This window comes from Roseibium porphyridii, from assembly GCF_026191725.2.
In the GTDB taxonomy this organism is placed as follows: Bacteria; Pseudomonadota; Alphaproteobacteria; order Rhizobiales; family Stappiaceae; genus Roseibium; species Roseibium porphyridii.
Genome location: NZ_CP120863.1, coordinates 412,944 through 436,236, shown reverse-complemented (window position 1 = coordinate 436,236; position 23,293 = coordinate 412,944). Strand labels below are relative to the sequence as shown.

23 protein-coding genes are annotated in these 23,293 nt (G+C 54.2%); 9 read left to right on the top strand and 14 right to left on the bottom strand.

The genetic code is table 11. The features are described from left to right. Positions 1-351: 351 nt before the first annotated feature. The 4 genes from K1718_RS02040 to hemE all read right to left on the bottom strand — a co-directional run bounded on the left by K1718_RS02040 (position 352) and on the right by hemE (position 4,057). Positions 352-924, bottom strand: a complete 573-nt coding sequence (locus K1718_RS02040) for a GNAT family N-acetyltransferase (protein WP_152499164.1) — start codon at positions 922-924, stop codon at positions 352-354. Positions 925-1,037: 113 nt separating this feature from the next. Further along, the gene (gene rho / locus K1718_RS02035) at positions 1,038-2,303 is read right to left on the bottom strand and encodes a transcription termination factor Rho (RefSeq protein WP_152499163.1); all 1,266 of its coding nucleotides are present in this window, start codon (positions 2,301-2,303) and stop codon (positions 1,038-1,040) included. 293 nt (positions 2,304-2,596) lie between these two features. Beyond that, entirely contained in the window at positions 2,597-3,025 is a 429-nt protein-coding gene (gene hemJ, locus K1718_RS02030) for a protoporphyrinogen oxidase HemJ (protein WP_152499162.1), read from the bottom strand. A 3-nt stretch (positions 3,026-3,028) separates the two neighbouring features. Next, positions 3,029-4,057 carry a uroporphyrinogen decarboxylase gene (hemE, locus tag K1718_RS02025; protein WP_265679900.1) on the bottom strand — a complete coding sequence of 343 codons (1,029 nt, stop codon included), beginning with the start codon at positions 4,055-4,057 and terminating at the stop codon, positions 3,029-3,031. Between the two features lie 488 nt (positions 4,058-4,545). On the opposite strand from hemE, the gene K1718_RS02020 reads away from it, so the two are divergent. The 4 genes from K1718_RS02020 to coaE are packed head-to-tail and all read left to right on the top strand — an operon-like array spanning position 4,546 to position 7,381. Beyond that, positions 4,546-5,331, top strand: a complete 786-nt coding sequence (locus K1718_RS02020) for a pyruvate, water dikinase regulatory protein (protein ID WP_285806077.1) — start codon at positions 4,546-4,548, stop codon at positions 5,329-5,331. A 27-nt stretch (positions 5,332-5,358) separates the two neighbouring features. After that, positions 5,359-5,952 carry a Maf-like protein gene (locus tag K1718_RS02015; protein ID WP_265679902.1) on the top strand — a complete coding sequence of 198 codons (594 nt, stop codon included), beginning with the start codon at positions 5,359-5,361 and terminating at the stop codon, positions 5,950-5,952. Beyond that, entirely contained in the window at positions 5,949-6,797 is an 849-nt protein-coding gene (locus K1718_RS02010; RefSeq protein WP_265679903.1) for a shikimate dehydrogenase, read from the top strand. The genes K1718_RS02015 and K1718_RS02010 overlap by 4 nt, the downstream gene beginning before the upstream one ends. Continuing rightward, the gene (coaE, locus tag K1718_RS02005) at positions 6,794-7,381 is read left to right on the top strand and encodes a dephospho-CoA kinase (RefSeq protein ID WP_265679904.1); all 588 of its coding nucleotides are present in this window, start codon (positions 6,794-6,796) and stop codon (positions 7,379-7,381) included. The genes K1718_RS02010 and coaE overlap by 4 nt, the downstream gene beginning before the upstream one ends. A gap of 6 nt (positions 7,382-7,387) precedes the next feature. On the opposite strand, the gene K1718_RS02000 is transcribed toward coaE, so the two are convergent. Continuing rightward, positions 7,388-7,747 (bottom strand): hypothetical protein, encoded by a 360-nt coding sequence (locus tag K1718_RS02000; RefSeq protein ID WP_152499157.1) that lies wholly within the window; start codon positions 7,745-7,747, stop codon positions 7,388-7,390. 144 nt (positions 7,748-7,891) lie between these two features. On the opposite strand from K1718_RS02000, the gene dnaQ reads away from it, so the two are divergent. Further along, positions 7,892-8,605, top strand: a complete 714-nt coding sequence (dnaQ, locus tag K1718_RS01995; protein ID WP_152499156.1) for a DNA polymerase III subunit epsilon — start codon at positions 7,892-7,894, stop codon at positions 8,603-8,605. Positions 8,606-8,689: 84 nt separating this feature from the next. On the opposite strand, the gene K1718_RS01990 is transcribed toward dnaQ, so the two are convergent. Both K1718_RS01990 and K1718_RS01985 read right to left on the bottom strand, forming a co-directional pair. Continuing rightward, positions 8,690-9,571 (bottom strand): aminoglycoside phosphotransferase family protein, encoded by an 882-nt coding sequence (locus K1718_RS01990; protein WP_265679905.1) that lies wholly within the window; start codon positions 9,569-9,571, stop codon positions 8,690-8,692. Between the two features lie 21 nt (positions 9,572-9,592). Beyond that, positions 9,593-10,579: a 2-hydroxyacid dehydrogenase gene (locus tag K1718_RS01985; RefSeq protein ID WP_152499154.1), complete on the bottom strand. Its 987-nt coding sequence runs from the start codon at positions 10,577-10,579 to the stop codon at positions 9,593-9,595. Positions 10,580-10,868: 289 nt separating this feature from the next. Here K1718_RS01985 and K1718_RS01980 point away from each other — a divergent pair, with 289 nt between their 5' ends. Further along, on the top strand, positions 10,869-11,366 hold the full coding sequence (locus tag K1718_RS01980; RefSeq protein ID WP_152499153.1) for an SH3 domain-containing protein: 498 nt from the start codon (positions 10,869-10,871) through the stop codon (positions 11,364-11,366). Positions 11,367-11,463: 97 nt separating this feature from the next. Here the strand turns inward: K1718_RS01980 and fabI are convergent, their stop codons facing one another. The 3 genes from fabI to fabA form a co-directional block, all read right to left on the bottom strand. Continuing rightward, complete coding sequence (gene fabI, locus K1718_RS01975; protein ID WP_265679906.1) at positions 11,464-12,276, bottom strand: enoyl-ACP reductase FabI; 813 nt, start codon at positions 12,274-12,276, stop codon at positions 11,464-11,466. A gap of 10 nt (positions 12,277-12,286) precedes the next feature. After that, positions 12,287-13,510 (bottom strand): beta-ketoacyl-ACP synthase I, encoded by a 1,224-nt coding sequence (fabB, locus tag K1718_RS01970; RefSeq protein WP_152499151.1) that lies wholly within the window; start codon positions 13,508-13,510, stop codon positions 12,287-12,289. 138 nt (positions 13,511-13,648) lie between these two features. Continuing rightward, positions 13,649-14,155 (bottom strand): 3-hydroxyacyl-[acyl-carrier-protein] dehydratase FabA, encoded by a 507-nt coding sequence (fabA, locus tag K1718_RS01965; protein WP_152499150.1) that lies wholly within the window; start codon positions 14,153-14,155, stop codon positions 13,649-13,651. Positions 14,156-14,495: 340 nt separating this feature from the next. Between fabA and irrA the strand changes: the two genes are divergently transcribed. Next, positions 14,496-14,927 carry an iron response transcriptional regulator IrrA gene (gene irrA / locus K1718_RS01960; RefSeq protein WP_247649321.1) on the top strand — a complete coding sequence of 144 codons (432 nt, stop codon included), beginning with the start codon at positions 14,496-14,498 and terminating at the stop codon, positions 14,925-14,927. A gap of 15 nt (positions 14,928-14,942) precedes the next feature. Here the strand turns inward: irrA and K1718_RS01955 are convergent, their stop codons facing one another. Further along, positions 14,943-15,476: a GNAT family N-acetyltransferase gene (locus K1718_RS01955; protein ID WP_265679907.1), complete on the bottom strand. Its 534-nt coding sequence runs from the start codon at positions 15,474-15,476 to the stop codon at positions 14,943-14,945. Beyond that, positions 15,473-16,234 carry an endonuclease III gene (gene nth, locus K1718_RS01950; protein ID WP_265679908.1) on the bottom strand — a complete coding sequence of 254 codons (762 nt, stop codon included), beginning with the start codon at positions 16,232-16,234 and terminating at the stop codon, positions 15,473-15,475. The genes K1718_RS01955 and nth overlap by 4 nt, the downstream gene beginning before the upstream one ends. A gap of 76 nt (positions 16,235-16,310) precedes the next feature. Between nth and K1718_RS01945 the strand changes: the two genes are divergently transcribed. Beyond that, complete coding sequence (locus tag K1718_RS01945; protein WP_152499147.1) at positions 16,311-16,832, top strand: DUF2244 domain-containing protein; 522 nt, start codon at positions 16,311-16,313, stop codon at positions 16,830-16,832. Positions 16,833-16,841: 9 nt separating this feature from the next. On the opposite strand, the gene K1718_RS01940 is transcribed toward K1718_RS01945, so the two are convergent. Both K1718_RS01940 and mutS read right to left on the bottom strand, forming a co-directional pair. Then, positions 16,842-18,029, bottom strand: coding sequence for an MFS transporter (locus tag K1718_RS01940; protein ID WP_265679909.1), 1,188 nt, complete (start codon positions 18,027-18,029; stop codon positions 16,842-16,844). 89 nt (positions 18,030-18,118) lie between these two features. After that, positions 18,119-20,848, bottom strand: a complete 2,730-nt coding sequence (mutS, locus tag K1718_RS01935; RefSeq protein ID WP_265679910.1) for a DNA mismatch repair protein MutS — start codon at positions 20,846-20,848, stop codon at positions 18,119-18,121. A 160-nt stretch (positions 20,849-21,008) separates the two neighbouring features. Here mutS and K1718_RS01930 point away from each other — a divergent pair, with 160 nt between their 5' ends. Further along, positions 21,009-23,291, top strand: coding sequence for an NADP-dependent malic enzyme (locus tag K1718_RS01930; RefSeq protein WP_265679911.1), 2,283 nt, complete (start codon positions 21,009-21,011; stop codon positions 23,289-23,291). The last annotated feature ends 2 nt before the right edge of the window (positions 23,292-23,293 follow it).

Below are 23,293 nucleotides of genomic sequence, written 5' to 3'. Positions count from 1 at the left end.
CTTTATCAAGTCTGCTTTTCCAGGGAAAGGCAGGTCGTCATACGTTCCGTTGACGAATCGAAAAGCTCTAACCGGGTGTCTTAGTCATGTGACTGTTTCACGTGAATCAATTTCCGCCTTCAAGACCTCGAACACTACACTGCTCTCCAGCAGTGCGACGAGCTCCTTTGGCTTTTAAAAAATCCTAGAGATCGCCATCGCTCTTTGAACTTAATTCGCGAACAATCGGCGCAAAGATCAAAAGTTGGTTCGTCGCCGATTCAATTCATTGGATTCACGTGAAACAGGATGAAGTTGCAAGGCTGAGCCGCGAGGCTGTTTCACGTGAATCCAGGTAAGCCCACAGTTCTTCTATTGAACCTGCGTCAGCCAGACGTCTTTGCTCAAGCGGTAAAGAACATGAAGAGCTACCGGATGATCCTCAGGCAAGCTTGGGTGCAGAAAATCTCCCTCAGCGTCGCGGGTCATGCCAATCCGTTCCATGACTTTTTGAGAAGGCAGGTTGTCCGGGATCGTAAAGGCAACGATCTCGTCAAGACCAATTGTTTCAAAGCCGAATCGAAGCCACGCTCGCGCAGCTTCACTTGCATATCCGTGCCCCCAGGACGATTCCTTCAAGCGCCAACCAATTTCAACACAAGGTTCGAATGGAAGCGGTGCGGCGTAGGTTGGTCGATTCAAGCCCACCATACCCAGGAATTCACCCGTATCTTTTACCTCAATCGGTGCCATGCAGAATCCGTCGCTTCCCTGCTTCTCCCGGCATTTCGAAATCAGGAGTTCAGATCTCTCCCTCGACATAACATCAGGGAAATACCGCATAACTTCGGGATCCGCGCATAGAGCTGCAAAAGGATCCAGATCGTCATCCCGCCACGCACGTAACAATAGTCTTTCAGTTTCCAGATAGATGTCTGAGGTCATGAAACGGGTCCGAATCAAAGTCAGTGGATTCACGTGAAACAATGCTTAACAAAACGTAAAAGGCGCAGTCCCTTTGGAACCGCGCCCTTCAATAAAATTCGATCCGTTTGGGATCAAGTGTTCATGCTGTCGAAGAACTCGTCGTTGGACTTGGTTTGCTTCAATTTATCGAGCAGGAACTCAATTGCATCAACAGTGCCCATCGGATTGAGAATACGGCGAAGAACGAACGTCTTCTTCAAACGCTCATGCGGCACAAGAAGTTCTTCCTTGCGCGTTCCGGAACGCTGAATGTCGATGGACGGATAGACACGTTTGTCGGAGATCTTCCGATCAAGAATAATCTCCGAGTTACCCGTTCCCTTGAATTCTTCAAAGATGACTTCATCCATACGGCTGCCCGTGTCAATCAGCGCCGTTGCGATGATGGTCAGGGAACCTCCCTCCTCGATATTACGAGCTGCGCCGAAGAAACGCTTCGGGCGCTGCAATGCGTTCGCATCAACACCACCCGTCAGCACCTTGCCCGAAGACGGAACAACAGTGTTGTAAGCGCGGCCCAATCGCGTGATGGAATCGAGCAGGATAACAACATCCCGGCCATGCTCCGTCAGACGTTTCGCCTTCTCGATAACCATCTCCGCCACCTGCACGTGACGTGAAGCCGGTTCGTCGAATGTGGAGGAAACCACTTCGCCGTTCACCGTGCGCTGCATGTCCGTTACTTCTTCCGGACGCTCATCGATCAAAAGAACGATGAGATAGCATTCTGGATGATTGTTCGTAATCGACTTTGCAATGTTCTGCAGGAACACTGTCTTACCGGTACGCGGTGGTGCAGTGATCAGAGCGCGTTGGCCCTTGCCGAGAGGAGCCACAAGGTCAATGACCCTGGAAGAAAGATCTTTGATGGTCGGATCTTCGATTTCCATCCGGAAACGTTCATCCGGATAAAGTGGTGTCAGATTGTCAAAATGGACTTTGTGCCGTGCTTTTTCCGGATCTTCGAAGTTGATCGTGTTGACCTTCAAAAGAGCGAAATAACGTTCGCCTTCTTTCGGGCTGCGAATCTGCCCTTCGACCGTATCGCCGGTACGCAAGGAAAAGCGCCGTATTTGCGATGGCGAGACATAGATGTCGTCCGGGCCAGGAAGGTAGTTTGCGTCCGGAGATCGAAGGAAGCCAAAGCCATCCTGCAATACTTCGACGACACCTTCGCCGATAATCTCCACATCCTGTGCAGCAAGATTTTTCAGGATGGCGAACATCAGCTCCTGCTTACGCATGGTGCTGGCGTTTTCGACCTCAAGCTCTTCAGCAAATTGCAGCAGCTCTGTCGGTGTTTTTTCTTTTAGGTCTTTAAGTTTCATTTCCCGCATCGAGTTGGGGTTATTGGTGTTGTTTTGGATATTTATTTGGAAGGTCGTTCTGCGCCGGGAAGATGGGTCGGCCAGAAGATATCTGAAAGACGTTTAGATGTGTCCAGATTGTACGGCGTCTGCGGTGCGATAAAACGAACCATCGCCGTTTTGAAGTTGGCGGAAGATACGTTGTTTTCAAGTGAATCGCAAGCCCGCAAATCTGCCGGTCAAATGCACTGATGTCGCACTGCCGCAAAGCAAAACGGCGGCCCGTTTCCGAACCGCCGTTCAAAAGCAGAATTCAGCAACCCTTAAAATGGTTTCACGATCACGAGAATAACAATCCCGATCATCAAAACTGTCGGAACTTCGTTGAGAAGTCGATAGAAACGGGCTGATTTTGTATTCTCATCATTCGCGAATTTCCGCACACAGCCACCGAGGTAACCGTGCATCGCAGACATTGCGATAACGAGTGTCAGTTTCGCGTGAAACCAGCCGTCCTGCCAGGCCTGCAATTCATACGCTGCCCATAAACCGAATATCCAGGACGCGCCCATCGCAGGACCGATGATTGCTTTGTAGAGCCGGCGTTCCATGACCTTGAAGGTCTCGGACTGTACAGACCCTACCTCGGCATCAACGTGGTAGACGAACAGTCGTGGCAGATAAAGCATCCCTGCCATCCAGGCGATGATCGAGATGACATGTAGGGATTTGACCCAAAGAAAAATATCCATCAACTAGCCCTTGCGCACCAACTCGACCATCCGCGCAACATTTTCCGGATCCGCATCCGGAGTCACGCCATGTCCGAGATTGAAAATCAACGGGCCTTTGTCGAACGTAGACAAGACATGGCCAACACCGTCTTCGAGGGCCTTTCCGCCCGCCACCAACCGCATGGGGTCGAGATTTCCCTGAATTGGAACGCGCTTTTGAACGTCGAGCGCAACCTGGTCGGGAGCTGTCCAGTCGAATCCGACGGCATCGACACCTGTTCCATCGATATAAGCAATCATCCGGGCAGATGACGCTTTCGGAAAACCTATGATCTTTGCATCCGGCCGAACCGCACGCACACCTTCGACAATCTGTCTTGTTGGCTCGATCGACCACCGCTTGAAACCGGCTTCGTCCAGCACGCCCGCCCACGTATCGAATATCTGAACGGCATCTGCTCCTGCGTCGAGCTGACGGATGAGATAGCTGATGGAAGCTTCAATCAGTTGATCGATGAACCGTTGCATCAAATCAGGATCTCTATAAGCACCGACGCGGGCAGCCACCTGATCCTGAGTGGTGTGGCCTGCAACGGAATAGCAAGCAACCGTCCAGGGAGCACCGCAGAAGCCCAGCAAGGTGGTTTCCTCGGGAAGCTCTGCTCTGAGGCGAGAAACGGTCTCTATGACCGGTTTAAGGTGATCCTCGGCCTTGTCCTGCTCCAAACGATTGAGAAGATCTGATGAGAGAGGTTCAAGCACAGGACCTCTGCCCTCTTCAAACCGAACCGGATACCCGATTGCATCCGGTACGACGAAGATGTCCGAAAACAGAATGCTCGCATCAAAACCATACCGGCGTATCGGCTGGAGGGTGACCTCAGTCGCAAGATCCGGAGAGTAGCAGAAATCGAGGAAGTTTTTGGCCTTCGCTCTGACTTTCCTGTACTCGGGAAGGTAACGTCCTGCCTGTCTCATCATCCAGATGGGAGGTGGCCAGAGTTTTTCTCCTGCAAGAACCCGCATCACGGCTCTGTCCTGGGATTTCATACGCTTGGCCTTTCCCACATTTCAAATCAAATAAGATTCTTAATTTGAATCTGTTTTTTTAGTTTGTGCGTGGATTACCGGGATCATTTTCTATCCACAATCCTTACGCATGAATTTCTGTCCGGGAAAAACCAGGCCGTCTGTGCAGCTGAATCTCTCCCCAGGAGTCGATAACAGGATTACTTGCATAATTACAGTCACTTGTCGGTTTGTTTACCTTTCGTTAAGAAATTGGGCACTGGTGGACAATCTGTCGATATGTCACAGCGCCTTTGTGAATCCACTTCTATCAACAACCGTTTCGGCATCAGTTCCCGCACGATCAAGCATTGTTAATAAATCATGCTGAGCGGGCATAAACTTCATGCTAGGCACGGGGGAGCAAGAAAGACTCCCAATCGATCAACAGCCCTGGGGATGACACCGTGAATAAGTCGAGACACTACTTCCATCTGCATCTCGTGTCCGACTCCACCGGCGAAACGCTGATGACTGTAGCGCGTGCGGCTACCGTGCAATACGAAAATGTCCAGGAAATAGAACATGTCTATCCTCTGGTCCGGTCGCAGAAGCAGCTGGATCGCGTTATCAGCGAAATCGAAAAGGCCCCGGGCATCGTTCTGTACACTTTGGTGGATGAAGAGATCGCCAATCGGCTTGAACAGAAATGCCGTGAACTCGGTGCACCGTTCGTAAATATTCTCGATCCGGTTTTCGCGGTGTTTCAATCCTATCTGAATGTAACCCAGACGCATCGGATCGGAGGCCAGCACGAACTGGACGCAGAATATTTCAAGCGCATGGAGGCCATCAACTACACAATGATGCATGACGATGGGCAGATTTGGGACGATCTGGAATCTGCCGATATCGTATTGCTCGGAATTTCCCGCACCTCCAAAACTCCGACATGCATTTACCTCGCGAATAGAGGCATCAAGGCCGCCAACGTGCCGTTGGTTCCGGGAATTCCATTGCCGGACCATGTCAAAAAATTGGAAAAACCGATGATCGTGGGGCTGATCGCGTCCGCTGAACGTATTCAGCAGATTCGGCGAAATCGAGTTTTATCTTTAAATTCAGAAGGTTATAATGACACCTACGTTGATCGGAAAGAAATCTCGCAGGAAATCACTATGACGCGGCGGCTCTGCTCCGAGCAGAGTTGGCCGCTGATCGATGTCACGCGCCGGTCCGTTGAAGAGACTGCTGCTGAAATCCTGAGCCTTTTCAGGGACTTCAAGTCAGATCAGACCAATGCGCAAAATGTGTAAATTGAACAGAACACTCAAGAGGGATTGATGGGACTTGTTTTGGCAAGCGGAAGCAGGATCCGCGCACAGCTTCTGGAAAATGCCGGACTGACGATCGAAGTTGATCCGTCCGACGTCGATGAGCGGGCAGTTGAAGCGCCCCTGCTAAAAGCCGAATTTCCACCGGAAGACTTGGCAAGTGTTCTCGCAGAGGCCAAAGCGGAGAATGTCAGTGCGCGCCGTTCCGGTGATCTCGTGATTGGAGCAGATCAGATCCTGGCTTTTGAAGGTCAGCGTCGAACCAAACCCGATGATATGGAAGCGGCTCGACGCCAACTTCTGGAATTTTCCGGCAAAACTCATGAACTTCATTCAGCAGTCGTCCTGTCAAAAAACGGCGAGGCGATCTGGCGAAGAGTGTCCACGGCGCGTCTGACGATGCGCACCCTCAGCCCGGCATTTGTAGGGCATTATCTTGCGAACGCAGGCGATGCAGTTCTTTCCAGTGTCGGCGCTTATCAGCTCGAAGGGCTTGGTGTGCAATTGTTTGAGAAGATCGAAGGTGATTACTTCACCATTCTGGGCTTGCCTCTGTTGCCGCTTCTTGAGCAGTTGAGAGAATTGCAAGTTATTGAAAAATGAGTGAAAAAATCAAAAAATCGGCGGTAACGGGACATCCTGTAGCCCACTCTCGATCTCCCCTAGTTCATGGATACTGGCTGAAGAAGCACGGGCTTTCCGGTTCTTATGACCGGATCGATGTCGCTCCGGAATCCGCGGAAGCGTTCTTCGGTGACTTTGCCGCCTCCGGTCTGGTTGGAGCAAATGTAACAGTGCCGCACAAGGAAGTCGCAGCCAGTGCTTGCGACTGGTTGGATGAAGCGGCTCAAACGATGGGAGCTGCAAACACATTGTGGCTCGATGCGAACGGGCGTCTTTGCGGATCCAACACCGATGGGCTGGGATTCTTGGGAAATCTGGACCAATTGGCACCTGAATGGGACGTTTCACGTGAATCGGCTGTTGTTTTGGGAGCTGGCGGAGCTGCCAGAGCCATAGTCTGGGCTCTTTTGTCTCGAAATTTCACACATGTGCATATCGTCAACAGAACACTGGAAAAAGCCAGGACAATTGCCGGTGAGTTTGGTTCCAAAACAATCGCCCATGATTGGAATAGCCTGGGGAAATTGCTTGGAAAAGCAGATGTTCTTGTTAACACAACGTCATTGGGAATGACAGGTAAGCCAGTGCTTGAAATCGACCTGACCCCATTGCCAAAGTCGGCGCTTGTCACCGACATTGTTTATGTCCCGTTGAAAACCGACCTCCTGAAAAGAGCTGCGGAGCGCGGCAACCCAACCGTCGACGGACTGGGCATGCTGTTGCATCAGGCCGTCCCGGGCTTTGAACGTTGGTTCGGGGTGCGGCCGGAAGTCGACGACGCTCTGCGGACCATCGTTCTAGAAGACCTCGGAGTGAACGGGTGATCAGGATCGGACTGACCGGCTCCATCGGTATGGGAAAATCAACGACTGCGAATATGTTCGCAGCTTCCGGCGTTCCGGTTCATGATGCCGACGCAACTGTTCATGCGCTTTATGCAGGCCGGGCTGCTCCGCTCATCGAAGCTGCGTTTCCAGGAACGGTTTCTGGGGGTCAGGTCGACCGGAAGCGACTATCGCCGCACGTTCTTGGCAGACCGGAGGCCATGAAACGCCTCGAAGCGATCGTGCATCCGCTTGTTCGCGAAGAAGAAGAGGCCTTTCTCGCAGCGGCTCGCCGGGCTCGACAACGCATCGTCATGATGGACATTCCCCTCCTTTTTGAAACGGGAGGCCAGGACCGCGTGGATATGGCTGTTGTTGTAACCGCAAGTCCGGAAGTTCAAAAACAACGAGTTCTGGCCCGGCCTGACATGACCGAAGACAGGTTTAGGACAATTCTCGAACGTCAAATGCCCGATGTCGATAAACGCAGACGGGCACATTTCCTGATTGATACCGGGTTGGGCATGGAGCCAGCCCGTCGGCAGGTCAGAGCAATTTTAAGGGCATTGGCGGCGTGCCAGTAAGCCGGGTCAATACAATCCCAAAACTCGAGCGCAGAACACAGTTTCAGAACCAAGGGTCTTATAGCAACTCGCTGACCCTACTGAATTTTTCCAGTTTTCCCGAATCTGGGTGGCCGGGACATTGTTCAGTTTTACTGCGTCCTGCTGAAGACGTAGAACCGTGACCATCCCGTCGTCCCAGGCGAAGATGAAGGTGGACGCTCCTTCGCCGGGTGTATAGTTCAAATCGCATTCGCCCGCTTTCTGTTGCTGTTTGTCGATCAAGATGCAATCTGGGCCCTTGTCGGTTTGCCAACCACCCGCAAGCACACTCGAACAGAAAACGCTAGACACCATAAAACCAGCAATGGAGCGGCTAATCGCCATTTTGATTTCCTTTCGGTCGCTACTTTCTGCGCGAATTCTGACCGGGGATTGTTCCAGAGATTGAACACCGTGGAAAACACGACCTTCGCCTTGCCTCCGGAACGTCAACCTGCACAGTGAATCGAAGAGGCAAAGGCTAAAAAAATGCGTGAAATATCCTTCGATACGGAAACGACGGGCCTTAATCCCCGCGGCGGCGACCGTCTGGTGGAAATTGGCGGGGTTGAACTTATCAACCACATCCCGACAGGAAATTCCTACCACGTTTACATCAACCCTGAACGGGACATGCCGGAAGAGGCCTTTCGAGTTCATGGCCTGTCCGAGGAATTTCTTTCAGATAAGCCCTTGTTCAAGCAGGTTGCTGACGAGTTTCTGGAATTTGTCGGTGATGCGACGCTGGTCATTCACAACGCAGCCTTTGATATGGGTTTCATCAATCATGAGCTGGCACAGGTCGGCAGAAAATCTATTCCAAATACGCAGGTGATCGATACGCTTGAAATCGCGAGGCGCAAGCATCCGTCGGGACCGAATTCTCTTGATGCGCTCTGCTCCCGTTATGGTATCGACAACTCGAAACGCGTGAAGCACGGTGCGTTGCTCGATGCGGAAATTCTCGCTGAAGTCTATCTCGAGTTGATTGGTGGGCGTCAGACGGCCCTCGGCCTGATGCCGGAGGAAGAGACAACCGCTTCAAGTGGAACTTCGCTTGAGATTGGTGAACTTGGAAGCTTCAACGCCAGACCCAGGCCGGCGCCGCTCGGTTCCTTCCTGGGCGACAGCGAACACCAAGCCCACAAGAATTTCGTCCAGGGTATGGGTGACGATGCAATCTGGCGGAAGTACAGCAGCTAGTCCAACTCTGCGGCAACGGGTCTTCTCGGCCGAAATCCGTTTCCAGAGACGCCGGCGAATTGAGTTTAAAAGAGAGCTTCTAAATCAAGATCCCAGCAGCCATCGTGCCGTATCGAAATGCTTGTAGGCTTGGTCACTACTGAAAGCCCATGCCATTGTCTGGCCGATGGTCCAACAACGCGCACGCTCGCGATCCAGACCGAGATCCGCAGATAACCGGTCCAGACGATAAAGCGCTGCCCTTTTGGTGTGGCCAAACTCGGAGCTTCGCACGATCGGGCTAAGGCAAAACGCCGGGTCACCGCTTAAGGGTTTTGGATCGATTGCCAGCCAGGCGTCTCGGTCAGCTGAAAGAATGTTGTGTCCGTGCAGGTCCTGATGAAGCAGAACCTTTTCGGTTTGATCCTGAGCGAGTGATTTTAGAGCTTCGACTGCGGCATCGACGAGGCGCTGTTCACAGGGTTTTCCAGCCCTGATCCAGTCAGGATGCATCGTCGTGGCCCAGATTTCAGCTTCGCTGGCAAGCGACGAAAAAGGTGTATTTGCCGGAACAAGGAGCTTTTGAAGTAATCCAGTCAGCACCTCCATCTGGTCGATGCCGGACGCTTCGGCAAGAAGGTCGCCTGGTCGGCACCGCTCCAACAACAAAGCACCGAGCTCTGCGTCATGCGCCAGCAGCTTCACCGCTCCATTGCCGTTCCAAAGCTTCAGCGCATCGGCTTCATGGCGGGACTCCCGGTCGATGAATGCGATTTTCAGAACAGCATCTACGCCGTCCTTTTTCGCGGGCAACACGTAGGAAACGTTGCCCCCGGAAAATGGCGGCCCAGACAGATCCAGATTGAAACTGCTTTGTGCTGCCTCCAAAAGATCGGAAAGCGAACGCAGCCAATCACGACCGTCTTCGCGTCGGTTCAACCAAAGAAGCGATTTGGGGATCTGAAACTCAGGCCCTGATAGCGGCAAAATCCAGCCTTTGCTAACGGCTCAAAGCATGGAGGGCAGAACCCGGTCCGGCGGTCGATGCCCATCCATGAAGGTCTTGATGTTGATGATGACCTTTTCACCCATCTCAATCCGGCCTTCAATGGTCGCTGAGCCCATATGGGGCAATAGGACCACGTTTTCGAGTTTGACCAGTTTTGGATTGACGGCGGGTTCGTGCTCGAACACATCCAGGCCGGCTCCTGCAAGTTCGCCCGCCTCCAGCAACCGGATAAGAGCGTTTTCGTCGATGACTTCGCCCCGTGCGGTGTTGACGACATAAGCATCGTTTTTCAGCAGTTTCAGACGACGCGCCGACAGAAGGTGGAATGTGCCCGGCGTGTGCGGACAGTGGATGGAAACCACGTCCATGCGTGCCAACATCTGGTCCAGGCTCTCCCAGTAGGTAGCCTCCAACTCTTCCTCGATGTCTTCGGCAACGCGGCGGCGGTTGTGATAATGGATGGACATCCCGAATGCCTTGGCGCGGCGCGCAACAGCCTGACCGATACGACCCATGCCGATAATTCCGAGCCGTTTGCCCCAGATCCTGTGTCCGAGCATCCATGTTGGTGACCAACCGGCCCAGTCGCTGCCTTCGATCGCCTTGATGCCTGTGGCAAGACGACGCGGCACCGACAAAATCAGCGCCATGGTCATGTCAGCGGTGTCTTCCGTCAGAACACCCGGCGTGTTGGTAACATTGATGCCGCGATTGTTTGCGGTGACGACGTCGATATTGTCGACACCGTTGCCGAAGTTGGCGATCAGTTTCAGGTTCTCGCCTGCCTGCGACAAAACCGACGAATCGATTCGGTCCGTCACCGTCGGAACAAGAACATCCGCAGTTCTGACGGCTTCCACGAGCTCTGCCTGACTAAAAGGCCTGTCATTTTCGTTAAGTCGGGTTTCAAACAGCTCCCGCATCCGCGTTTCAACGACGTCCGGGAGCTTCCGGGTCACAACAACGACAGGCTTCTTTTTCGCCATACCAACTGCCTTTCGCGCTTCGTTGAGGCTTTGTTAACCACAACGGTTTCACCTTGACGCTGCGCTGTGCGCACGCGGAGGAGACCACTCCCTTTTCCATACCAGATGGTCCGGCAGAAACAAGGGATCGGTTTCAATCGACATGTATTGCCCAAGGGCCAAATCTGACCCGCTGGTTTTCGCATGCGAATTTCGGTACAGATTTGCCTCAAAGCAATGATCTAAAACAATTGGACAACCGGACGATATGGCTCGTTTGACTAAAGGTACCCGCCTCCTTGTGTGCTTGATGATCCTTTTTACCGGGTTGTCGGTCGCGACCGTGCCCGCAAAGGCCCAGGACACGAGCAACGGGGCGACGGGATTGCCGCTTCCACGCTTTGTAAGCTTGAAGTCAGACAGGGTGAATGTACGGCTTGGCCCGTCGCGTGAACACGCTGTTGCCTGGACCTTTGTGCAATCGGGCTTGCCCGTCGAGATCATTCAGGAATTTGAGAACTGGCGCCGGATCCGTGATTGGGAAGGCAAGCAGGGCTGGGTGTTCAAGTCTTTGCTTTCCGGCCGTCGTACGGCCCTGGTTACTCCTTGGGAGAAAAATGACCGTACACCGCTTCGCAACCGGTCGCGATCGGATGCCGTGATTGTCGCCGAGCTCGAGCCCTTTGTGCTGACATCCGTTGACCAGTGTGCTGGCGGCTGGTGCAAGGTGAATGGCACGAACTATGAAGGCTGGCTCGACCAGACCCGGCTGTTTGGTGTCTATCCGGACGAGCTGATCGAGGATTGATCGCTCCGGCATGTGTTGAGCAATCGAGCCGAAAACGTCATAGACCAAATAAAAAAGGCGGCCATTCGGCCGCCTTTTCGTTTGATGTCAGCGAAACTCAGTCGGTCTTGGTTTCTTGAGCTTTCAATTCGTCAAGACGCGGCATGGACATGATGTTGTAGCCGCTGTCGACAAAATGAACTTCACCGGTCACACCGCCGGAAAGGTCCGACAGCAAATAGAGTCCAGTCCCGCCGATCTCATCCAGAGAAACTGTCCGGCACAAGGGCGAGTTACGTTTCTGGAAATTGAACATCAAACGGGCATCGGACACGCCGGAGCCGGCCAGTGTCCGGACCGGTCCGGCCGAAATGGCGTTTACGCGAATGTTCTGTTCACCATAGTCGACCGCCAGATAGCGCACCGAAGATTCCAGAGCAGCTTTGGCAACGCCCATGACGTTGTAGTTCGGCATGACCTTGGTCGACCCGCCATAGGTCAGGGTGATCATGGATCCCCCGTCTGTCATGAGGGCGGCCGCGCGTTTGGCGATTTCCGTAAAAGAGAAGCAGGAAATCAACATCGTGCGGGTAAAATTGTCCCGCGTCGTATCGGCGTATTTTCCGCGCAACTCCGCCTTGTCGGAAAAGGCAATGGCATGGACCAGAAAATCGATGCTGCCCCATTCTTCCTTCAAGGTGTTGAAGACGGAATCGACGGAATCGATATCTTCAACGTCGCAAGGCAGCAAAATGTTGGAGCCGACCGATTCAGCAAGCGGCTTCGTCCGTCTCCCGAACGCCTCGCCTTGATAGGTAAAGGCAAGTTCCGCGCCGTGATCGGCGAGTGCTTTGGCGATCCCCCAGGCAATTGAGTGATCGTTGGCAACGCCCATCACAAGGCCGCGCTTGCCCTTCATCAATTCAGACATTCAATTCTCCTCAGCCGTGATAGCGCGACAGGGCAAGCGACGCGTTGGTTCCGCCGAAACCGAAGCTGTTGGAAAGCACGGTATCAAGGCCGGCATTGTCGACCCGTTCGGTGACAATTTCTTCGGGTTTAAGGGCAGGGTCGAGTTCTGCGATGTTCGCGGATGCGGTCATGAAATCATTCTGCAACATGAGCAGGCAGTAGATAGCCTCCTGCACTCCAGTTGCACCAAGGCTGTGACCCGTCAAAGACTTTGTGGACGATGCCGGTGGCTGGTTTTCACCGAAGACCCGGCGAATTGCTTCGATCTCTCCCACATCACCGACCGGCGTCGATGTGCCGTGCGTGTTGACGTAGTCCACCTTACGGTCGCCGAGGGTTTCAATGGCAAGGCGCATGCAGCGCTCACCGCCCTCACCGGACGGTGCCACCATGTCGTAGCCATCGGAGTTGGCCGCATATCCGGTGACTTCCGCGTAGATTTTTGCACCGCGGGCTTTGGCGTGCTCGAGCTCTTCAAGCACCACGACGCCGCCGCCGCCGGCAATAACAAAACCGTCGCGAGTCGCGTCGTAGGCCCGTGCCGCTGTTTGCGGAGTGTCGTTGTATTTCGAAGACATGGCGCCCATGGCGTCGAACAGACAGGAAAGGGTCCAGTCGAGTTCTTCACCGCCACCGGCAAACATCACATCCTGTTTGCCGAACTGGATCTGTTCAGTGGCCGCACCGATGCAATGTGCGGAGGTCGAACAGGCCGAGGTGATGGAATAGTTGATGCCCTTGATCTTGAAAGGCGTTGCCAGGCAGGCTGAGTTCGTGGAACTCATGCCACGGGTCACCATGAAAGGCCCCATGCGTTTGGGCGCACCTTTTTCAAGCACGATCTGATGAGCCTGAAAGAGGTTCTTGGTGGATGGGCCGCCGGAACCCATGATCAGGCCTGTGCGGGTATTGGAAACGTCTTTTTCCTCAAGTCCGCTGTCCGCAATCGCCTGTTCCATGGAAATGTAGTTATAGGCCGCACCGTCGCCCATGAAACGAAGCTGACGCTTGTCGATGAGGGACGGAATATCGACATCGGGCATGCCATGAACCTGACTCCGGAAGCCATGCTCTGCATAATCCGGAGCAAAACTGATACCGGATTTGCCCTCCCGCAGACTTGCCAGCACTTCTTGTGCGTTCGATCCGATGGATGACACGATACCGATGCCGGTGACGACAACGCGTCTCATTGCGGTCTCCTACTTTCCTTTGGCACTGCCGGTACTAAGTCGATTGAGCCCGGGTCTTCTGCCTATACATAATGCGGAAACCGGCGCTCCCAACAACAAAGAAGCACCGGCTACAAATGAAGTCCATGTGGACTGACGTCAGGTCTTGGCCAGACCCACACGCAGATCGGTCGCCTTGTAGATCTGTTGCCCGTCGGCCTTGAGCCAACCATCGGCAATACCAAGAACCAGACGGCCTTTCATGATGCGCTTGAAATCGATCCCGTATTCGACCAGCTTCACGTCCGGTGTGACCATACCTTTGAATTTGATTTCGCCGGTAGAAAGCGCCATGCCCTTGCCTTCCAGGCCGAGCCAGCCGAGGCAGAATCCGGTCAGCTGCCAGAGGGCGTCAAGGCCGAGGCAGCCTGGCATCACCGGGTTGCCCTGAAAATGACAGGGAAAGAACCACAGGTCAGGCTTGATATCGAACTCGGCGCGGGCAAAACCCTTGTCGAACTCGCCGCCGGTTTCGGAAATTTCCGTGATCCGGTCAAACATCAGCATTGGCGGAAGAGGTAGTTGGGCATTGCCCGGGCCAAACAGCTCGCCGCGGCCGCAGGCGAGAAGAGCTTCATAGTCGTAGCTGGAGCGGCGCTCGGTCATTCAAGATCCGTCTTTTTGTTTCCTGCCCCGGGCTCCCTGAGGCGGGATTGAGTCATTTTTCGTGTATTTGAGGCGCCTTCCTAACACAGGGGAACCATGACTGAAAGATGTCAGTTGAGCCAAATGACTTTGTTTTTTCTAGCTGGTTGTCATGATTTCGTGCTGTCACAAACAGATAAATAGATCTCGGAATAAGATGCTTTGGCGTTTAAAACTTGCATATTAGGTACAAGAAATGGCAGATATAGGCCAATGCTGAGGGAAACGGCTGTTGGTATCTCACGGAAAGACTACCAAATTGTCGTTTGAAAACAAAGTTTTAGACTTGGACCGGATGGGAATGACGACACATATCGCAAGCGTATCTGCCGGTAAAAATGTCACCGACATGCTGCGAAGTGCCGGATTGCGGCCAACGCGTCAACGTGTCTCCCTCGCGGAACTTCTCTATTCCCGTGGAGACAGGCACATTTCTGCAGAGTTGCTTCATGAAGAAGCCGTCGCGGCAGATGTGCCGGTGTCACTGGCGACGGTTTACAACACGCTGCACCAGTTCACCGAAGCCGGACTTTTGCGCGAAGTCGCGATCGACGGCAACAAGACATATTTCGACACCAACACCTCCGACCATCATCACTTCTTCATCGAAGGCGAAAACCGGGTGATCGATATTCCAGGTGAAGGCGTCGGTATCGACAAGCTTCCCATCGCCCCGGAAGGCATGGAAGTTGTGCGCGTCGAAGTCGTGGTGCGCGTGCGCGAAAAACGCTGACTACGACATGTTGGTCTATGTGCTACCAAGTTCACAGACAAAATAGTCGGACGTTTCGCCTATTTCATTCAATAAGCGTTGGCCCTGGCCTTTGAAGCCGATCTTTTTCAAAAGGTCGGAAGATCTTCTGTTGTCTGGAGCCGTGATCGCACAGAGCGTCTCGATCTTCAGCTTCTGGCATGAGTGTTCAAGAACGGCCTGTGCTGCTTCACGTGCAATGCCTTGCCCTCTGAATTCCTCCAGAAAGGCATATCCGAGATCTGGATATTCCAGTTCGTCCCGCACGACCAATCCACAGACGCCAGCCGGTTGGCCGGTTTCTTTCACCTCGACGACCCACAGCCCCACATTGAATTGAGCAAATCGAGCCAGGGGCTTGTCCTGTATGTATGCCCTGGCTTCTTCTTCAGAAGTGATACCGTTATCAGCTATGAAACGGATGTAGTCAGGATCCTTCATCAGTTTCAGATAGAAGGCCGCATCATCCAACGACGGCAATCTGAAATTCAGCCGGTCGCATTCGGGCAGGGAACCAGCGGGAAATTTCAAGAGTTGTTATCCTTCTCGGCCAGCGCGCGGGTGCGCACGGCAATTTCCGGTATGGAATCGAACACTTCCCTTTCCGGGCTCTTGCACAAGTCGTAGATGACGCATCGCCGACATTCGGGTTTGCGAGCCTTGCAGATATATCGACCATGCAGAATTAGCCAATGATGAGCATGAAGCGCGAATTCCTGCGGTACCGCCCTTTCCATAGCCTTTTCGACATCAAGTGGTGTCTTGCCGGGTGCCAGTCCAATCCGGTTGCCCAAGCGAAATAGATGCGTATCGACCGCAATGGTCGGGTGCCCAAAGAAGATGTTCAGAACGACGTTCGCAGTCTTTCGGCCAACGCCTGGAAGCAACTCCAGAGCTTCGCGATCTTCAGGAACGTCGCCGCCATGATCGCGGATCAATTGCTCAGACAGGAGTATGACGTTTTTCGCCTTGTTCTTGTAAAGACCGATTGTCCGGATCTCTTCGCGAACCTTGTCTTCTCCAAGCGCCACCATCTTTTCGGGCGTATCGGCAATTTGAAACAGGTTTCTGGTTGCACGATTGACGCCGACATCCGTTGCTTGCGCGGAAAGCACGACGGCAACGAGCAACGTATAGGCATTGACGTAATCCAGTTCCCCTTGAGGTTCGGGATTGTCGGTATGGAACCGTTTGAAGATCGCGAAGGTCTCCGCTTTGGTATAGCGAGAGCGCTTCAAGACCTTGCCCGGGTTGTCGACCGATGGCGACTTTTTGCTCTGCTTCGCCATCTTGGCTGCCTTGCTGCCGCTTTTTCGGGCGCTTGAACTCTTTGCTTGCGTCATAACCTCTCTATAATCTCGCTCTATGAGCAAGAACAATCCGAAAACCGACGGCAACGCGGATTTTGAGGAGATGGATCGGCCGTTTTTCACTGCCGTGCTCACCCCTCATCGGTCACTCGGTCCAAAAGGGTTCATGATCCTTATGGTCGTTTTTGGCCTTGTCTGCTTTGTTGCGGGTGTTTTGTTCTGGCGGATAGGTGCTTGGCCTGTCTTCGGGTTTTTCGGTCTGGATATTGCCATTCTCTGGTTTGCGTTCCGTATGAATTACCGCTCGGCGCGTGCTTTTGAAGAGGTCGTCGTTTCGCGCAACGAAATTGCGATCCGTAAAGTTGGTCCGGGCAACCGCTACCAGGAATATCGTTTCAATCCGTTCTGGGTGCGGCTGAGCGTTGACAGGATTGAAGACGAGGGTGTCGTAAAAATTCAGCTGAACAGCCGCGGCGAGACTGTTGATCTCGGAAACTTTCTCAACCCGGATGACCGAACCAGTTTTGCCGGTGCCATGGCCAATGCGTTGACCGTCGCCAAATCAGGCGGCGTCTGAAAGAGGGGTTCAAATGCGCTCTTCAACGGGTGTCGGCTGAACCTTGAGCGTTGCAATCAGCACCAATAGTGCGAGCAGAGCGCTTCCTGCAGCAACATAGAGCACGGTCTTGAAATCACCTGCACTGGCGATGAAACCCATGGAAACGCTGCCTATCATGCCGCCAAGAAACAGGCTGTTCATATAGACAGCTGTCGCGCGGCCCGGCCGATCCGGTGCGAAACTCTGGACGAAGGTGATCGAAATACCGGCAAACAAGCCGTAATACGTGCCTTCAAGAATTGAAACTACGATCACGTGCCAAATCTCCGTGACCTGTGCGAACAGGACCATGCTGGTTGCCGCAAGGCAGGCAGCCAGAAGCAGAACCTGTCTGGTGCCGATCCGCTCTGCCACATGTACCGAGCCGAAGATGACAAAGATCTCGACCACACATTTGATCGACAAGGAAAGGCCAGGGGTCGCACCTGGAAGACCGGTTTCCTGAACAAAAAACAATGGCATGGCCGAGACGAAAAGTGAGTTGGTGATGACAAATCCGAGACAGATCAGCCCGGCGACCAACAGTTTCCAGTTGATTGGATCGTTCTGGCCTTCAGATTTCGGTTTTCGCTTCGACCTAAAGGACCTTGGCACCACGGTCGCCCAAAGCAACAGATAGAAAAGGGACACGACAAACGCCGCCATAAATGCGGACGAAAACCCGAATTGGGAGACAAGCGTGAAGGAAACGGCTGGGCCAATCATCCATGCGAGCGAAACCGTCATGCGAAGCCACGAGTTGATGCGCGTGATGTCGAGACCCTGGCGTTCTGAATAGACGCGGCAAAACGTGAAGATGGTGCCACCACCCATGTTGGTCAGGCTCATGAGCGGTGCGATGAGCAGGATCAGCATCAAGAGGCTGGTGACCTGCGTTAGGAAGGCTGTCACAAGTACAAAGGCGCAAACGGAAATCAGTAACAACCGTTTAACCCGATAGCCCTGGTCGAGCCGTTCCCCAGCCCAACGATTGGCGACAAGCGTCATGGGCATGAGCAAGCCGGTGTAGAGCCCAACTTGCCAGGGTTCGGATCCGAGCCCCTCGACAATGAAGAAACTCATCAAGGGAATGAGAGATGAGACACCAAGGCTGTTGGTGAACTGCAGCAGTAGTATCAGCACCACCTGACGGGGTAGCTGCGGAAATGAAATCATGAAATTGGGCCGGACGAACGGTATTCTTGCGAAGGTTGTACAGATTAGTTCAGTTCGCTTTAGCCGTCACCTTTTTCCGTTCGGGGCTGTCAATCCGTGCCTTTGTGCGCCCGCAAGGCTTTCAGTCGGTATAGGGCTTCAAGGGCTTCACGGGGGGTCATGTCGTCCGGATCGATTTCCTGCAAGGCATCGTCAAGCGGATCTTCTTCTGCAAAGCCTCCGGCAACGGTTGGCGCAGGCGTCGTAATACTGGCAAAGAGCGGCAATTCGTCAATCAGGCTTTCGGCAGGTGACCGCCTGTCCTGCTCTTCCAGTTGGCTGAGCACTTGCCTGGATCGCTCGACCACTTTCCCCGGCAATCCCGCAAGTTTTGCAACCTGAATCCCGTAGGACCTGTCAGCTGCTCCGGGCACAATTTCGTGCAGGAATATGACATCGCCCTTCCATTCCTTCACCGAGACCGTTGAGTTGGACAGACGTTCGAGCTTTGCCGACAGCGCCGTCAACTCGTGATAATGGGTCGCAAAAAGGGCGCGCGACTTGTTGACCTCGTGAAGGTGCTCGATTGTCGCCCAGGCAATTGACAGTCCGTCGAACGTTGCTGTGCCGCGCCCGATTTCGTCCAGTATGACCAGCGAGCGGTCACCGGCCTGATTGAGAATGGCTGCGGTTTCAACCATTTCCACCATGAAGGTCGATCTGCCTCTGGCAAGATCATCGGCGGCCCCAACCCTTGAAAACAAACGGTCGACGACACCGATATGTGCGGCGGTTGCCGGTACAAAGGCACCCATTTGAGCAAGAACGGCGATCAGCGCATTTTGGCGCAAATATGTCGACTTACCAGCCATGTTCGGACCAGTGATCAGCCATATGTGGCCGATATCTTCGTCCTGATCAGGCCCTAGATTGGAATCGTTGGCGACAAAACTGTCTCCAGCGGACTTTTTAAGGGCCAGCTCAACGACCGGATGTCGGCCGCCCTTGATGTCAAAGGCACGGCTCTCATCGACCGATGGGCGAACGTAGTTTTCTTCCTGGGCAAGTTTTGCAAGCGCTGCGGTGACATCCAGTATGCCGAGGCCGTGCGCAGCCGCCTTGATCGTGTCACCCGCATTGATAATTGCAGCCGTCAACCGCTCGAAAATATCCAGCTCGATGGCAAGTGAACGCTCGCCGGCACTGGCAATCTTGGATTCCAGATCCGCCAACTCGGTGGTCGTGAAGCGCATTGCACCTGCCATGGTTTGGCGGTGAATGAAACGGCCAGGGTCTGCCGTCAGCTGTTCTGTTTGCGCGGTAGGTGCCTCGATGAACCAGCCAAGCACGTTGTTGTGTTTGATCTTGAGGGACCGGAGACCGAGTTCTTCTGAGTAATCGGCCTGCAGCTTTGCAATCACCTTGCGGCTTTCGTCGCGCAATGACCTTAATTCGTCAAGGTCGGCATTGTATCCGGTCGCGATAAAGCTGCCGTCCCGCTTTAACAAGGGCGGATCTTCCTTGATCGCACGAACCAACTCGGCACCAAGCTCATGTGGCGCCTGTTCCAGACTAGCGCGAGCGGCGGCGACCTCGGCCGGAATGTCGTCGGTTGAATGCCCGGTCTGGTCCAGAACGGCACGTGCTGATGCCAAGCCCTGTGCCACTGACAGAATATCGCGGGGACCGCCACGGTTGAGCGCAATGCGTGAGAGCGCTCTGGCCATATCCGGTGCGCCTTTTAATGTCTGGCGCAGTCCTTCTCGCATAATTTCATTTTCGAGAAAGTGCTCGACCGCGTCGTGGCGTTGTTGGATCGCTGAGACGTTGACCAGCGGACCTGCCAGGCGGCTGGCAAGCAGGCGGGAGCCGCTGCCTGTAACGGTCCGGTCGATGGTGGCAAGCAAAGAGCCCTGTTTTTCGCCTGAAAGCGTGCGCGACAGTTCAAGATTGGCGCGTGTTGCCGGGTCGATCAGCATGCGGCCAGCGCCTGCTTCGCGCATTGGCGGGTCCAGCGGTGGCCGTTCACCCAATTGGGTTTTTTCAATATAGGACAGAATCCCGGCAGCAGCCGACAGTTCGGCACGGCTGAATGTGCCAAATCCATCGAGCGTCTTGACCCCGAAATAATGCGCCAGGCGATCCACAGCGGTCGAACTATCGAAAAAAGCGCGCGGCACAGGTGACAGCGCGCCGCCTGCCTGTTCGGCAAGAAGCCGCAACTCGCTTTCTTGCAGCAGGTTGTCTGCCAGGATCAGTTCGCGTGGCGAAACTTGCGCCAGATCGGCTGCAAGACGTTGCTGATCTGTCTCCGAAACTTGAAAGGAACCGGTCGACATGTCGATCCACGCAAGGCCGTAAACCGCGGTGCCGTCCAGTGATCCTCCCTTCAGCCGGGTCAGGGCCATCAGGAAATTGTTCGAACCTGCATCAAGAAGCCGTTCCTCGGTCAACGTTCCCGGGGTAACAAGCCGAACCACGTCCCGTCGGACAACGGATTTCGATCCTCGTTTCTTGGCTTCGGCGGGGTCCTCTGTCTGTTCGCATACGGAGACGCGGAAACCCTTGGCGATCAGCTTCTGCAGGTAGTCGTCGGCGGCATGTACGGGCACACCGCACATGGGAATGTCGTCACCTTGGTGCTTGCCACGTTTGGTCAGTGTGATGCTCAAGGCGGCCGACGCAATTTCGGCGTCTTCGAAAAAAAGCTCGTAGAAATCACCCATCCGGTAGAACAGCAGGCTATCCGGATTGGCGGCCTTGATCTCCAGGAACTGGGCCATCATTGGCGTGACTTTGCCATCGGCCTGAACCGGTTTTTGTACGCTCATCCCACTCATGTCCGATACCTAGCAAACCTCGCCTCCCATTCCACCAAGGGCGTAAGGCATCTTGGCTTGAGGCTTCATTTTCCAGGGGATAAGGTCGAAGACCCGCCCAAGGGTCAGTTTCGACCCGCAAACGCGTGCCCGCGCATCACGGAGAGGAACCGCCCGCGTCATGTCCGCTGAAAAAAAGTCGTCGAAAACAAACATCAGCTTCACTGATCAGGAAGCGCTGCAATTCCATCAGGAAGGTAGGCCCGGAAAACTGGAAATCACGCCGACCAAGCCCATGGCAACTCAGCGTGACCTTTCCCTGGCCTATTCCCCTGGCGTGGCCGTGCCGGTGCTCGCCATCGCGGAAGACCCGAGCCGCGCCTATGACTACACCACCAAGGGCAATCTGGTCGCAGTCATCTCAAATGGTTCGGCGATCTTGGGACTTGGCAATCTGGGCGCGTTGGCGTCAAAGCCCGTGATGGAGGGCAAATCCGTTCTCTTCAAGCGCTTTGCAGATGTCGATTCCATCGACCTCGAAGTGGAAACGGGCGAAGTGGAGGAGTTCATCAACTCGGTCCGCTACCTCGGTCCGTCCTTTGGTGGCATCAACCTTGAGGACATCAAGGCGCCGGACTGCTTCATCATCGAACAGCGGCTTCGAGAACTGATGGATATACCGGTATTCCATGACGATCAGCATGGAACGGCGATCATTGCCGCCGCCGGCCTCATCAATGCTCTACATCTGACCGGCCGGGACATGAAAAACACCAAGGTGGTCTGCAACGGCGCCGGCGCCGCAGGCATTGCCTGCATCGAGCTGGTCAAGGCCATGGGCATTCCGCATGAAAATGTGACCCTGTGCGATACAAAGGGCGTCATTTACAAAGGCCGTGCCGAGGGCATGAACCAATGGAAATCGGCACATGCCATCGAGACGGATGCCCGGTCGCTGTACGACGCGCTAAAAGGTGCTGACGTTTTCTTCGGTGTTTCCGTTAAAGGGGCTCTGACCCCGGATATGCTCAGGGTTATGGCACCCAACCCGGTCATCTTCGCCATGGCCAACCCGGACCCGGAAATCACACCGGAAGAAGCTGCGGCTGTCAGGGACGACGCCATCGTTGCAACGGGTCGCTCCGACTATCCGAACCAGGTCAACAACGTGCTCGGGTTTCCTTATATTTTCAGAGGTGCGCTCGATGTTCAGGCAACGACTATCAACGATGAGATGAAGGTTGCCTGCGCCCATGCGTTGGCGGATCTTGCTCGCGAAGAGGTGCCGGACGAAGTCGCGGCGGCATATCGTGGCAATCGCCCGAAATTTGGACCTGAATACATCATCCCCGTTCCCTTCGATCCACGTCTCATTCACGCAATTCCGCCCGCTGTGGCGCAGGCAGCTATGGATTCAGGTGTCGCCAGACGCCCGATTGTCGATATGGAGGCCTACAAGCACCAGCTTTCTGCCCGCCGCGATCCTGTTGCCGGAACGTTGCAACGCATCTTCTCGAAGGTTCGCCAGCAGCCGAAACGTGTTGTATTTGCTGAAGGCGAAGAGGAGCCGGTGATCCGTGCTGCCGCCAGTTTCGTGTCGCAGGGTCTTGGAGAAGCGATCCTTATCGGTCGCGAAGACGAGATTAAAAATGTGGCAGATCAAGCAGGGATCGACCTCAACAAATCGGGTGTTTCGATCCAGAACGCGCGGCTTTCCGACCGGAATGCGGATTATGCCCAGTATCTTTACGGTCGCTTGCAGCGCAAAGGATATCTGTTGCGCGACTGTCAGCGCATGGTCAACAACGACCGCAACTACTGGGGAGCGATCATGGTGGCGCGGGGTGATGCTGACGCCATGGTAACCGGCCTCACCCGGAATTATTCCGTTGCTCTCGACACGGTGAAGGCAACAATCGATCCGAAGCCGGGTCACCGGGTGATCGGTGTGACGCTTGCACTGGTTCGGGGTCGGACGGTCCTGATCGCAGATACGGCAGTGATCGATATGCCAAATTCAGAAGAATTGGCCGATATCGCGGAAGAAGCGGCGCATGTTGCTCGTAAGCTCGGATATGAACCAAAAGTGGCTATGCTCGCTTACTCGACCTTCGGCCATCCGCGTGGAGAACGCTCTGAAAAAGTCATCGAGGCCGTGAAGATACTCGATCGCCGCCGCGTTGATTTTGAATATGACGGCGATATGGCTGCCGACGTCGCGCTCAACATGGAACGCATGGCAGCCTATCCATTCTGTCGCCTGTCCGGCCCGGCCAACGTGCTGGTCATGCCGGCGTTCCACTCCGCATCGATTTCAACAAAGATGCTTCAGGAGCTGGGCGGTGCCACGGTGATCGGTCCGCTTCTGGTTGGTTTCGACAAGCCAATCCAGATCCTGCCGATTGGCGCGAAAGACAGCGACATCGTCAATATGGCTGCGATCGCGGCGTTCAACGTCACCTGATA

Excerpts from the sequence above, each read along its gene's own strand:
- K1718_RS02040 (WP_152499164.1), bottom strand. The coding sequence starts at position 924 with ATGACCTCAGACATCTATCTGGAAACTGAAAGACTATTGTTACGTGCG.
- rho (WP_152499163.1), bottom strand. The coding sequence starts at position 2,303 with ATGCGGGAAATGAAACTTAAAGACCTAAAAGAAAAAACACCGACAGAG.
- hemJ (WP_152499162.1), bottom strand. The coding sequence starts at position 3,025 with ATGGATATTTTTCTTTGGGTCAAATCCCTACATGTCATCTCGATCATC.
- hemE (WP_265679900.1), bottom strand. The coding sequence starts at position 4,057 with ATGAAATCCCAGGACAGAGCCGTGATGCGGGTTCTTGCAGGAGAAAAA.
- K1718_RS02020 (WP_285806077.1), top strand. The coding sequence starts at position 4,546 with ATGACTGTAGCGCGTGCGGCTACCGTGCAATACGAAAATGTCCAGGAA.
- K1718_RS02015 (WP_265679902.1), top strand. The coding sequence starts at position 5,359 with ATGGGACTTGTTTTGGCAAGCGGAAGCAGGATCCGCGCACAGCTTCTG.
- K1718_RS02010 (WP_265679903.1), top strand. The coding sequence starts at position 5,949 with ATGAGTGAAAAAATCAAAAAATCGGCGGTAACGGGACATCCTGTAGCC.
- K1718_RS02000 (WP_152499157.1), bottom strand. The coding sequence starts at position 7,747 with ATGGCGATTAGCCGCTCCATTGCTGGTTTTATGGTGTCTAGCGTTTTC.
- dnaQ (WP_152499156.1), top strand. The coding sequence starts at position 7,892 with ATGCGTGAAATATCCTTCGATACGGAAACGACGGGCCTTAATCCCCGC.
- K1718_RS01985 (WP_152499154.1), bottom strand. The coding sequence starts at position 10,579 with ATGGCGAAAAAGAAGCCTGTCGTTGTTGTGACCCGGAAGCTCCCGGAC.
- K1718_RS01980 (WP_152499153.1), top strand. The coding sequence starts at position 10,869 with ATGATCCTTTTTACCGGGTTGTCGGTCGCGACCGTGCCCGCAAAGGCC.
- fabI (WP_265679906.1), bottom strand. The coding sequence starts at position 12,276 with ATGTCTGAATTGATGAAGGGCAAGCGCGGCCTTGTGATGGGCGTTGCC.
- fabB (WP_152499151.1), bottom strand. The coding sequence starts at position 13,510 with ATGAGACGCGTTGTCGTCACCGGCATCGGTATCGTGTCATCCATCGGA.
- fabA (WP_152499150.1), bottom strand. The coding sequence starts at position 14,155 with ATGACCGAGCGCCGCTCCAGCTACGACTATGAAGCTCTTCTCGCCTGC.
- irrA (WP_247649321.1), top strand. The coding sequence starts at position 14,496 with ATGACGACACATATCGCAAGCGTATCTGCCGGTAAAAATGTCACCGAC.
- nth (WP_265679908.1), bottom strand. The coding sequence starts at position 16,234 with ATGGCGAAGCAGAGCAAAAAGTCGCCATCGGTCGACAACCCGGGCAAG.
- K1718_RS01945 (WP_152499147.1), top strand. The coding sequence starts at position 16,311 with ATGAGCAAGAACAATCCGAAAACCGACGGCAACGCGGATTTTGAGGAG.
- K1718_RS01940 (WP_265679909.1), bottom strand. The coding sequence starts at position 18,029 with ATGATTTCATTTCCGCAGCTACCCCGTCAGGTGGTGCTGATACTACTG.
- mutS (WP_265679910.1), bottom strand. The coding sequence starts at position 20,848 with ATGAGTGGGATGAGCGTACAAAAACCGGTTCAGGCCGATGGCAAAGTC.
- K1718_RS01930 (WP_265679911.1), top strand. The coding sequence starts at position 21,009 with ATGTCCGCTGAAAAAAAGTCGTCGAAAACAAACATCAGCTTCACTGAT.